Origin of the sequence: Microvirga sp. HBU67558 (assembly GCF_018069605.1) — a bacterium.
Lineage (GTDB): Bacteria > Pseudomonadota > Alphaproteobacteria > Rhizobiales > Beijerinckiaceae > Microvirga > Microvirga terrae.
The window spans coordinates 47,999-59,402 of record NZ_JAGPUP010000539.1 but is presented as its reverse complement, the minus strand read 5'-3'; the positions used below and the strand labels follow the sequence as shown (position 1 = coordinate 59,402).

Genomic DNA, 11,404 nt, shown 5'->3' with positions numbered 1-11,404 from the left:
TCCGCCAGCGAGATCACCCGCGACGACTTCGTCCCAGGCGCAGGCTCCAACTCGTACAACGTCACTACAGGGCCGGGATTGACCTTGGTGATGGCGCCGCGCACGCCGAAATCCTCGAGTGTTCCCTCGAGCAGGGCGGCGTTCTGCTCCAGGGCCTCGGCCGAGACCGAAGGGACCGACGGGCGCTTGGGCTCGGCGAGCAGGTTGAGCTGCGGCAGCTGGTAGTTCTCCTCGTCGAGCAGGGAGGGCTGCGATTCGCGGGCCATGCGCTTGCCGGGCTTCGGCGCGGCGGGCGCCGGGGCGACGCGGGACGGGGCGGGCTCCGGCCTTGCGGCAGGGTGCAGCGGGGGGAGATGCGGCTCGTCGGCGTCCCATCCGGCCTCGTCCTCGTCATGCATCGGCATGGAGGCCGGGGCAGGGCGCGGACGCGCCGGGGCGCCGTCGAGAACGGGCTCGCGCCGCAGGCCGGGCTGCCGGGACGGGCGCCGCGCCGGTGCGGGAAGGTCCTCGACCTCCTCCACGAGGGCGGAGCGGCGGTTCTCCTTCCAGCGCCGGGCCGAGGCACGCAGGCTCATGACGCCATGGGCGAGGGCTCCCAGGGACACGATGCCCCAGCCGGGCTCGTCCTGGCCGGCCTCTTCGGCCTCGTCCCAATCCTGGATCTTGCGCCGCCGGACCGGCGGGCTCTCCTCGAGCTCCTCGGGATCGTCGTGGTGGCGCTCCTCCTGCGGGCCGAGGCCGCAGGCGGCCGTGAGGCTGAAGATCGCGATCCCGGCGAACAGGGCGCCCAGGACGGCGCTGGCCGAGCCGCTCGACAGGCCCGTGATGGCCTTGGCTCCGGCGAGCACCGCATCGCCGACCACGCCGCCGAGCCCCGTGGGCAGCGGCCAGCTCTGCGTCGGCGGCAGGGCGCTGGCGAGAGCCGTCGCGGCGCCCGCGCCGATCACCCAGAGCGCCAGGCGCAGCTGCAGACGGCCGAGATCGCCCGACTTCATGAGCCGCCAGCCCCAGAGCGCCAGGGGAAGCAGCGCCGCGATGGCGCCGAGGCCGAGAAGCTGCATCAGCAGGTCGGCCACGATGGCGCCGGGCCAGCCGAGGAGATTGCGGACCGGAAGATCGGTGGCGTTGTTGAGGCTCGGATCGTCGACCGACCAGGTGGCGAGGGCCACCGCGACCGCGCCGGCGACCGTGATCAGGCACAGGCCCGTCAGCTCCTGCGCCCGGCGGGCCAGGAAGGCTCGAAAGGCGCTGAAGAGGCCATCATAGGCGGAAGAAGAACGGCGGGCCGTACGCATCAAACCACTCTAAAAAACCACGGGACGGGACATTATTGCCTGGATGCTAGCCGGGCCGGGTTAAGGGTCCTTTAACCGTAAGCGCATCGGGCAGGGAAAAGGTGCGGCGGTTTTCCGTTGTTGACGTTGGGCCTTCGAACGATCAGTGTCCCGGCCATGACCCGCAGAGGCCCGAAATCCGCCTGGACGCGCGCCGCCATCGTGGCCGCGATGGCCTATGCGTTCGTGCTGCAGGCCCTGCTCCTGTCGGTCGGCGGCGCCTTCCATGCCGCTGCGGCCGCGGAGGCCCAGGGGATCATCTGTCTCCAGGACGGGTCCTCGGCGCCCGACCATGGACCGAAGAAAGCCCACGAGACCCTCTGCTGCACCCTGAGCTGTCACGGCTCGACTGCGGCAGGACCGGCCCCGGCCGCGGCCATCATCGAGCCGATCGCGCCGGTCGCCGCAACGGTCGATCCGTCCGCCGGGGCGTCGCATCTGCGCCTCACCTCGGACGTCCTGCCCCTGGGATCGCGCGCGCCGCCGCACCGCGGCTGAGTGCCGCCCGCTTCGATTCCCCTCTTCTCTCAAGGACGTATCCGATGACTTCGTCACGCTTCGGCGGCGCGCTGACTGCCGCCGCCCTCATGATTGCCTCGCCGGCCCTCGCCCATGTCTCGTTCGAGAACGGGCAGGCGACCCCGAACGCCACCTACAAGGCCGTGCTGCGCATCCCCCATGGCTGCGACGGCAAGGCGACCCTCAAGGTGCGCGTGCGCATCCCCGAGGGCATCGTGGCGGTCAAGCCGATGCCGAAGGCCGGCTGGAAGCTGGAAACCGCCAAGGGCGCCTACGTGAAGGCTTACCAGGTCAACGGCGAGGCCGTGTCGGAAGGGGTCACGGACATCGTCTGGTCCGGTTCCCTGGACGACGCCTATTACGACGAGTTCGTGTTCCAGGCCCGCTTCACCGAGGCCTACCAGCCGGGCGCGACGGTCTATTTTCCGGTCGTGCAGGAATGCGACGGCGCGACCGAGGAATGGACCCAGGTGCCGGCGGCCGGCGAGGATCCGCACAGCCTCAAATCACCCGCGCCCGGCGTGCGCGTCGCGGGCGCTGCCGCCACGGGCTCTCAGGTCGTGAAGGCCGGACCGCTCACCCTCGAACAGCCCTGGTCGCGGGCGACCCCCGGGGCCGCCAAGGTCGGCGGCGGATACCTGCGCATCACCAACACCGGCACGGCGCCCGATCGCCTGGTCGGCGGCTCGTTCCCGCTCGCCTCCAAGGTCGAGGTGCACGAGATGCGCATGGACGGCGACGTCATGCGCATGAAGCCGGTCGAAGGTGGTCTCGAGATCAAGCCGGGCGCCACGGTCGAACTGAAGCCGGGCGGCCTGCATCTCATGTTCATGGACCTGAAGGAGCCCCTGAAGGAAGGCCAGACGGTCAAGGGAACGCTCGTCTTCGAGAAGGCGGGCCGCGTCGAGGTGGAATACGCGGTGCGCGGCATGGGCGGCGCCCCGGCCGAGCATCAGCACTAGCGCGGGAGATCGGCGATGACCATCAAGCGTCTTCTCGTGCCGCTTCTCGTCTTCACCACGGGCCTGCTGGTGCTGCTGGTGACGGCGGGCCTGCTCCTGTTCCCGTCGCAGCCGCCGCAGAGCGCCGGCAAGGTGCCGATCGGAGGCCCGTTCCGGCTCACGAGCCACGAGGGCCGGCCGTACACCGAGGAGAACCTGAAGGGCAAGCCCTTCGTGGTCTTCTTCGGCTTCACCCATTGCCCGGAGGTCTGCCCGACCACGCTCTACGATCTCACCCAGGACATGGCGGCGCTCGGCCCGGATGCCGACAGGCTCCAGGCCGCCTTCATCACGGTCGATCCGGCCCGCGACACGCCGGAGCTGATGAAAACCTATCTCTCGTCCTTCGATCCGCGCATCGTCGGCCTGTCGGGAACCGAGGAGGAGATCGCGGCCGCGGCGCGCGCCTACAAGATCTATTACCGCAAGGTCCCGACCGATGACGGCTACACCATGGACCACTCGGCCACCCTGTTCCTGATGGACAGCAAGGGCGAGTTCTACGGCACGTCGAACTTCCAGGAGCCCGAGGAGACCCGCCGCGCCAAGCTGCGGCAGCTGATCAAGAACGGGTGAGGCGCATCCACGCTCCCTGCCATGGCATTCACCGGCCTCGTGCCGGTGATCTCGATCGGAAAAGCGCCGCGCTTCACATGATCCGGATGGCCGGGACAAGCCCGGCCATGACGCGGTGAGATCCTTTGACCGCGCATAAAAAAGCCCCGGCCTTTCGGTCCGGGGCTTTTCCGTTCGAGCGAGTGGCTCGTTTCAGTAGTTGTAGGCGCGCTCGCCGTGGTCCGCGAGGTCGAGGCCTTCGCGCTCCTGGTCCTGCGTGACGCGCAGGCCGACGATCATGTCGGTGATCTTGTACAGCACCACGGAGCCGATGCCGGTCCAGACCAGGGTGACCACCACGGCGATGATCTGGGTCCAGACCTGGCCGCCGATCGAGTACTCGCCGACCCCGTAACCGCCCAGCGACGGGGCCGCCACGACGCCGGTGCCGATGGCCCCGATGATGCCGCCGACGCCGTGGATGCCGAAGACGTCAAGGGCGTCGTCATAGCCGAGGGCGTTCTTCACGCTGGTCACGGCGAAGTAGCAGGCCGCGCCGGCCACCAGGCCGAGCACGATGGCCCCCATGGGGCCGGACAGGCCGGCGGCCGGCGTGATGGCCACGAGGCCGGCGACCGCGCCCGACGCGATGCCCAGCAGCGAGGCCTTGCCCTTCCCAAGAGCCTCCACGGTCATCCAGGCGAGACCGGCGGCGGCCGGAGCCAGGATGGTGTTGATCAGCGCGAGGGCCGCGCCGCCCGTCGCTTCCAGGTTCGAGCCGGCGTTGAAGCCGAACCAGCCGACCCACAGAAGGCACGCGCCCACGAAGGTGAGCGTCAGCGAGTGCGGGGCGAGCAGGTCGCGTCCGTAGCCGATGCGCTTGCCGATCAGCAGGGCGCCGACGAGGCCCGCCACGCCCGAATTGATGTGAACCACCGTGCCGCCCGCGAAGTCGAGGGCGCCGAGGCCGAACAGGTAGCCTTCCGAGAACCACACCATGTGGGCGATCGGGAGATACACGAAGGTCAGCCACAGGCCGGTGAACAGCATCACGGCGGAGAACTTGATGCGCTCGGCGAAGGCGCCGACGATCAGGGCCGGGGTGATGCACGCGAAGGTGAGCTGGAAGGCCGCGAACGTGAATTCAGGAATCGCCACGCCCTTGGTGAAGGTGTCGGCGGTGGAATCCGTGGTCACGCCGGCCAGGAACGCCTTGGAGAAGCCGCCGATGAACGCGCCGATGCCCTCGCCGCCGGACGTGAAGGCGAGCGAGTAGCCGTAGAAGGCCCACAGGATGGACACGAGGCTGAACACCGCGAAGACCTGCATGAGCACCGAGAGCATGTTCTTGGTGCGCACGAGGCCGCCATAGAACAGGGCGAGGCCCGGGATCGTCATGAGGATCACGAGGATGGTGGAGACGAGCATCCAGCTCGTGTCACCCTTGTTGACCGTGGGGGCGGCCGCGGCGGCGTCCTGCGCCAGGGCGGGATCGAGGGCCGCAAGGCCCAGTCCGAGCGCGGCGAGCGCCGGAAGGAGGAGAGGACGGAACTTCATCGGATCTGAACTCCGGAAAATCATTGAATGAATGGGATCAAAGGGCGTCGATGTCGGTCTCGCCCGTGCGGATGCGGACCGCCTTCTCGAGCGAGGTGACGAAGATCTTGCCGTCGCCGATCTGGCCCGTGCGGGCGGCCGCCGTGATCGCGTCGATCACCTGGCCGACCAGCTCGGTCGCCACCGCGACCTCGATCTTCAGCTTGGGCAGGAAGCTCACCGCGTATTCGGCCCCGCGATAGATCTCGGTATGGCCCTTCTGCCGTCCGTATCCCTTCACCTCGGTCACGGTGAGGCCGTGCACGCCGAGAGCGGTGAGCGCGTCGCGCACCTCTTCCAGCTTGAACGGCTTGATGACCGCCATCACGATTTTCATGGGTCTGGCCCCCTTTTTGAGACGTCTGCCCGACCAACCAGGCAGCGGTTTCCAATCGAACCCGGCCTGTCGGACGGGTGTCGGGGGCATCTACGCAAGAAACATGCCATGCTTTGTCGCCAGAGGCGCACGGGCGCTGCCTCTTTCCTAGGCAGGCTCAGCTGGGCTATAAAACGATCTTATTGATCAAATTTTAGGCAGAACTGGTCAGGTCCGACGTTCGCGGATGAGCCCTTCCTGGGCAACGGACGCGACCAGGGTGCCGTCCTGCTTAAAAATGAGTCCGCGCGAGAAGCCGCGCGCCCCGCCGGCGCTGGGGGTGTCCTGCGCGTAGAGCAGCCATTCGTCGGCCCGGAACGGCCGGTGGAACCACATGGCGTGGTCGAGGCTCGCCGGCTGGATCGCCGGGTCGAACACGGACCGGCCGTGCGGAAAGAGCGACGTGTCGAGGAGCGTCATGTCCGACGCATAGGCGAGGACGCATTGGTGGATCGCCGGATCGTCCGGCAGCCGGCCGGTGGTCTTGATCCAGACATGGAACCGCGGCTCTCCCGGCTCGCGGGAGGTGTAGCGCTTGATCTCCACGGGACGGATCTCGAGCGGCCGCTCGCGCTCGTAATAGGTGCGCATGGGTTCGGGCATCTGCAGGAGAAGCCGGCCCTTCACGTCCTCCTCGCTCGGGAGCTCGTCGGGTCCGGGCACCTTCGGCATCTCGGCCTGGTGCTCGAAGCCCTCCTCCTCGCGGTGGAACGAGGCCGACATGGCGAAGATCGCCTGCCCGTGCTGGATCGCGAGCACGCGCCGGGTGCTGAAGCTCTTGCCGTCGCGGATGCGCTCCACCTCGTAGATGATCGGGATCCTGGGATCGCCCGGCAGCATGAAGTAGCAGTGGAGCGAATGGGGCGGACGCCCGTCGACCGTGCGGGTCGCGGCCACCAGCGCCTGGCCGATCACCTGCCCGCCGAACACGCGCTGCCATCCGCTCTTCGGGCTCTGCCCGCGGAACAGGTTCACCTCGAGGGGTTCGAGGTCGAGAATGGACAGGAGATCGGAAACGGCACGGGACATGGGGTTCAAGGTCCTTCGATCGGCAACAGCCATCCATCGGTGAGAGGCGCAGGAAGGTCAAGCTTGACGCTGGTCGATGGATCGCTGACACCCACCTATAACGTCGAAGGCATGGAGAAAGACCGATGAGCGCAGCAACCGGGATGGAGCGACCGCGCATCGTCATCGCGGGCGGAGGACTCGCCGGGCTGTCCCTGGCCCTGGCGCTGAAGCGGGCGCTCGCCGAGGGAATCGACGTGGTCATGTGCGATCCGGCCCTCCGGCGCGATCCCCATGGCGACAAGCGCTCCTACGCCATCGCGGCGGCGGCGCGCCGGATGCTGGAGGCGCTCGGAATCTGGGCCGGGATCGCCGACAGGGCGCAGCCCATTCTCGACATGGTGATCACCGACAGCCGCCTGCAGGACCCGGTGCGCCCGACCTTCCTGACCTTCGCGGGCGAGGTCGACGGCCATGAGCCCTTCGCCCACATGGTCACGGCGGGCGATCTGACCGCCACCCTGCTGGAGGCCTGCCGCGACAGCGGCGTCGACCTGCGCGCCGAGGGCGTGAGGGGCTTTGCCGTTCAGGGCGCACGCACGGATGTCGCGCTGGCGGAGGGGGGCAGCCTGGCGGCCTCGCTCCTCGTCGCGGCCGACGGGGCACGCTCGCGCCTGCGCGAGCAGGCGGGCATCGGCTGGATCTCCTGGCCCTACCGCCAGTCCGGCATCGTCGCGACGATCGTCCATGAGCGTGACCACGAGGGCAGGGCGGTCGAGCACTTCCTGCCCTCCGGGCCCTTCGCGATCCTGCCGCTCAAACCGGAGCCGCAGGCCGATGGTTCGTTCCGGCACCGCTCCTCGATCGTCTGGACCGAGCGTGCGCAAAACGTGCCCGCCTTGCTCGAGTCGCACCCGGAAGACCTGCTCATCGAGCTCGAACGCCGCTTCGGCCTCCAGCTCGGCAAGCTCGCCTTCGAGACCCGGCCCCAGGCCTTTCCCCTGTCCTTCGGCGTGGCCCGGTCCTTCGTGGCCGAGCGCCTCGCGCTCTTAGGGGACGCCGCCCATGTGATCCATCCCATCGCCGGCCAGGGGCTCAATCTCGGCCTGCACGACGCGGCCGCACTGGCCGAGATCGTCACCGACGCCATGCGCCTCGGCATGGATCCGGGGGCGGCCGACGTGCTCGACCGGTACGAGCGGGCGCGCCGCGCCGACATCACCGCCATGGGCATGATGACCGACGGCCTCAACCGGCTGTTCTCCAACGACGCCCTGCCCGTGCGCCTGATCCGCGACCTGGGGCTGGGCCTCGTCGACCGGATGCCGGGCCTGAAGCGCTTCTTCATCCGCGAGGCGGCCGGCGTCAGCGAACGGCAGCCCAGGCTGCTGCGGGGCGAGGCGCTGTAGGACGGCGCCCGCCCTTACCCCGCCCTTACCCCGTCCTGCCGTGATCGTTCCGGCACAGGTCGTGATCGGCCAGTACCTGGATGATCCGGCACTCGCCCACCTGACCGTGCTGGCAATCGTCCAGCATGTGCCGCAGCTCGGACCGGAGCAGCTCGAGCTGGGCGATGCGGCGCTCGACGCCCTCCAGATGCCGGATGACGATCCGGTCCGCCGGCTCGCAGGGCTGCTCCGGCCTGGCGCTCAGGCTCAGGAGCTCGCGGATGGCCTCGACCTCGAAGCCGAGCTCCCGCGCATGCCGGATGAAGCCGAGCCGCGCCACGTGATCGGACCCGTAGCGGCGCTGCCGTCCCTCCGTGCGTGGCGGGGCCGGGAGAAGGCCGATCTGCTCGTAATAGCGGATGGTCGGTACTTTTACCGCGACCCGGCGCGCCAGTTCCCCGATCGACAGATCCGTCATTTTTCCCCTTGAACCTCTAGTCGCTAGAGATTGTACGGCTCTCCCGATCAGACGAAAAGGAGATTCGGATGAGCGATCGTCACGACCATCACGGAGCCTGCTGCTCCTCTCATGAGCACCATGAGCAAGAGTCCGCCGCTCATCCGGCGCGGGCGCACGAACATGCGGAGGCCGCCTGCGGCTGCCATGGCGGCGTGCCGGTCTTCGACGGGGTCGACCCCCGCTACAAGCGGATCCTCTGGACCGTGATCGCGATCAACGCCGCATTGTTCGTCACGGAGATCGTGGCCGGCCACCTCGCCCGTTCCCAGGCCCTGCAGGCCGACGCCCTCGACTTCCTCGGCGACACGGTCACCTATGGCCTGAGTCTCGCGGTCATCGGCGCGTCCCTGCGGGTTCGCGCCACCGCGGCCCTGTTCAAGGGGATGAGCCTGTCGCTCATGGGCGCCTGGGTGTTGGGCTCCACGATCTACCATGTGCTGATTCTTGGCCTTCCCCGGGCCGAGATCATGGGCGGGATCGGGATTCTGGCGCTCGCCGCGAACCTCGCCAGCGTGCTCCTGCTGATGCGCTACAAGGACGGGGACGCCAATGTGCGCTCGGTCTGGCTGTGCTCGCGCAACGATGCCATCGGCAATGGGGTGGTCATGGCGGCCGCCCTCGCGGTCTGGGGCACCGCGAGCGCCTGGCCCGATCTGATCGTGGCCGGCCTCATGGCCGGCCTGTTCCTGTCCTCGGCGGTGCAGATCCTGCGCCAAGCCTGGGCCGAGTACCGGGATGCCGGCGCGGTCGCCCCGGCTCCGGCCGAGTGAAATGAGGAGGGCCGGGCAGGCGGTCAGCGGAAGGCCACGGGACACCGGCCTTCCTTTTTTATACGTAATAACATAAACATATGCTCCAGGCCGCCATTTCAGACCGCCGGGGCACATTCATGACCAATCACATTTACGACTCGATCGACGATCTGCCGACACCTGGCACCGACGCGCTGATCCAGCTGACGGATACGATCACCGGGAGCACGATCATCGACATGACGCTCGAGGCCGTCACCGGAACCATCTTCCAGGCCGCGAGCAAGCAGCGCGTCACCATCGGGAGCAACGGCTCCATCCGCGGAGACATTTACGGCCTGAACCTCCAGGGGCTCGGCAGCACGGTGATCAACGACGGGGTGATCGGCCAGATCGCCACCCCGACAAGCGATTTCACGACCGATGTCGGCATCCGGTTTTCCGGCGCCGGACCGGGCTCGGTCACCAACCTCCAGGTCATCAAGGGCGCCATCGGCATCGAGATCGCTTCGACATCGACTGCGGCCAAGCTGGAGCTGATCAATTCCGGCATGATCGAGACAACGGGGCTTGCCGTTGTCGGCGGCCACGGAGGCGACCGGATCGTCAACACCGGCACCCTCAGGACCACCGCCACGAATGGGATCGCCCTTGACCTGGGAGCCGGCGATGACCTCTATGACGGCCGGTCCGGAACGGTGGGTGGGATCGTCAAGCTGGGAGACGACAACGACGTTGCCTATGGCGGGGCCGGAAACGAGACGATTTCCGGCGGAAAAGGAAGCAATGTCGTCGACGGTGGCGACGGTAACGACAGCTTTATCGTCGGGGACGGATACAACACCATCAATGGCGCCAGCGGCACAGACACGGTCGATTATTCGAACGCGACGTCGACCACGACTCCGCAGAGCGGCTTCACCATCAATCTGACGTCCGGTTCGTCCTACGGCAACGGGACTTCCGACGTGCTCAGCAGCATCGAGAATGTCATTGGAAGCGCTTTCGCCGACACGATCACGGGCAATTTTCTCGCCAACAGCATCATCGGGGGCAATGGCGACGATACGCTGGACGGAGGGACCGGCGACGATACCCTGGACGGCGGTGACGGCAACAACACCCTCCGGTTCACGGGGTCGACCGCGGTGACTGCAGACCTCTCGAAAGTGGATCCGCAGAATACTGGATACGGCAACGACAAGCTGATCAACATCCGAAACCTGGAAGGCGCCTCGGGCGGCGATCAGCTCACGGGCGACCAGCATGCCAACCGGCTCGACGGCAAAAGCGGCAACGATACGCTCGCGGGCAGGGAGGGCAACGACACGCTCCTGGGCGAAGCCGGCAACGACACGCTCGAGGGCGGCGCAGGCAACGACACGCTCGACGGCGGCAGCGGCACGGATACGGCGCAATTCTCCGGCGCAAGGGCCAGTTACAGCATCGTAACCGGCCCCGAAGGGGTCATAATCACCGACACGACCGGACAGGACGGTGCCGACCTCCTCAAGGACATCCGGTTCGCCAAGTTCGGTGACCAGACGGTTGCGCTCGTCAATGGCAGCCCGACGAGCATCTCGCCTTCCAGTGCCAGCGTCTCCGAAAGCGCTGTCATTGGCGCAACGGTGGCGACTTTGTTCGGCTCGGATCCAGACGGTGACAGCCTGACCTTCACCCTGTTGGCGGATGCAGGAGGCCTGTTCGGCATCAGCGACGGCAAGCTCGTCGTCAGAAATGCCCTCGACTACGAGACCGCGACGCAGCACGTCGTCACCGTCAAGGCTTCCGATGCCTGGGGCGGCGAGTTCACCAGGAGCCTGACGATTTCCGTCAGGAACAACACGACCGAGACGATGCCGATCACCAGGTCAGGTACGGCGGCAGCGGACCAGCTGACGGGAGAATCGGGCAACGATCGGCTCTCGGGCCTGGCGGGCAACGATACGCTCTTCGGCGAAATCGGCGCCGACACGCTCATCGGCGGCGCGGGCAACGACACCCTCGTCGGCGGAGACGGGAACGACGTCTTCCTGTTCGACAAGAAGCCGAACGTGAAGTCGAACCTCGACTACATCCAGGATTTCGTGCCGAAGGACGACGTCATTCACCTGTCGCGGCACGCCTTCTCCAAGATCTCCAAAGGCACCCTGTCGAAGAAGGCCTTTGTCGTCGGGGATCACTTCAAGGACAAGGACGACCGGGTCCTGTACCTCAAGAGCGCCGGCGCGCTCTTCTACGATCCGGACGGGTCGGGTCCCGCGAAGGCGGTTCAGTTCGCCACCATCACGAGGAAGATCTCGATCTCCCACAAGGATTTCTTCATCGTCTGAGGGCTGGCGACGAAAAAGCCCG

At 67.4% G+C, this 11,404-nt stretch carries 11 protein-coding genes; 6 read left to right on the top strand and 5 right to left on the bottom strand.

Annotation, left to right across the window (positions count from 1 at the left end):
• The coding region (locus tag KBI52_RS20275) for a DNA translocase FtsK 4TM domain-containing protein (RefSeq protein ID WP_210810994.1) at positions 1-1,295 on the bottom strand (1,295 nt) is incomplete at its 3' end.
• A gap of 156 nt (positions 1,296-1,451) precedes the next feature.
• Here KBI52_RS20275 and KBI52_RS20270 point away from each other — a divergent pair.
• Genes KBI52_RS20270 through KBI52_RS20260 form a run of 3 tightly spaced genes read left to right on the top strand, consistent with a single transcriptional unit; the run spans position 1,452 to position 3,430 of the window.
• Complete coding sequence (locus tag KBI52_RS20270; RefSeq protein ID WP_210810988.1) at positions 1,452-1,832, top strand: hypothetical protein; 381 nt, start codon at positions 1,452-1,454, stop codon at positions 1,830-1,832.
• 44 nt (positions 1,833-1,876) lie between these two features.
• The gene (locus KBI52_RS20265) at positions 1,877-2,815 is read left to right on the top strand and encodes a DUF1775 domain-containing protein (RefSeq protein ID WP_173947789.1); all 939 of its coding nucleotides are present in this window, start codon (positions 1,877-1,879) and stop codon (positions 2,813-2,815) included.
• Between the two features lie 15 nt (positions 2,816-2,830).
• Positions 2,831-3,430: an SCO family protein gene (locus KBI52_RS20260; RefSeq protein ID WP_173947788.1), complete on the top strand. Its 600-nt coding sequence runs from the start codon at positions 2,831-2,833 to the stop codon at positions 3,428-3,430.
• Between the two features lie 192 nt (positions 3,431-3,622).
• Here the strand turns inward: KBI52_RS20260 and KBI52_RS20255 are convergent, their stop codons facing one another.
• The 3 genes from KBI52_RS20255 to tesB all read right to left on the bottom strand — a co-directional run bounded on the left by KBI52_RS20255 (position 3,623) and on the right by tesB (position 6,410).
• Complete coding sequence (locus KBI52_RS20255; protein ID WP_247654522.1) at positions 3,623-4,966, bottom strand: ammonium transporter; 1,344 nt, start codon at positions 4,964-4,966, stop codon at positions 3,623-3,625.
• Positions 4,967-5,003: 37 nt separating this feature from the next.
• Complete coding sequence (locus KBI52_RS20250) at positions 5,004-5,342, bottom strand: P-II family nitrogen regulator (RefSeq protein WP_173947786.1); 339 nt, start codon at positions 5,340-5,342, stop codon at positions 5,004-5,006.
• Positions 5,343-5,549: 207 nt separating this feature from the next.
• Positions 5,550-6,410 carry an acyl-CoA thioesterase II gene (gene tesB, locus KBI52_RS20245; protein ID WP_173947785.1) on the bottom strand — a complete coding sequence of 287 codons (861 nt, stop codon included), beginning with the start codon at positions 6,408-6,410 and terminating at the stop codon, positions 5,550-5,552.
• Between the two features lie 125 nt (positions 6,411-6,535).
• Here tesB and KBI52_RS20240 point away from each other — a divergent pair, with 125 nt between their 5' ends.
• Entirely contained in the window at positions 6,536-7,798 is a 1,263-nt protein-coding gene (locus KBI52_RS20240) for a ubiquinone biosynthesis hydroxylase (RefSeq protein ID WP_210810981.1), read from the top strand.
• Positions 7,799-7,823: 25 nt separating this feature from the next.
• Here KBI52_RS20240 and KBI52_RS20235 read toward each other — a convergent pair whose 3' ends face one another.
• Complete coding sequence (locus tag KBI52_RS20235) at positions 7,824-8,255, bottom strand: helix-turn-helix domain-containing protein (RefSeq protein ID WP_173947783.1); 432 nt, start codon at positions 8,253-8,255, stop codon at positions 7,824-7,826.
• A gap of 68 nt (positions 8,256-8,323) precedes the next feature.
• On the opposite strand from KBI52_RS20235, the gene KBI52_RS20230 reads away from it, so the two are divergent.
• Both KBI52_RS20230 and KBI52_RS34230 read left to right on the top strand, forming a co-directional pair.
• On the top strand, positions 8,324-9,067 hold the full coding sequence (locus KBI52_RS20230) for a cation transporter (protein ID WP_210810975.1): 744 nt from the start codon (positions 8,324-8,326) through the stop codon (positions 9,065-9,067).
• A gap of 119 nt (positions 9,068-9,186) precedes the next feature.
• Positions 9,187-11,382: a M10 family metallopeptidase C-terminal domain-containing protein gene (locus KBI52_RS34230; RefSeq protein ID WP_210810972.1), complete on the top strand. Its 2,196-nt coding sequence runs from the start codon at positions 9,187-9,189 to the stop codon at positions 11,380-11,382.
• The last annotated feature ends 22 nt before the right edge of the window (positions 11,383-11,404 follow it).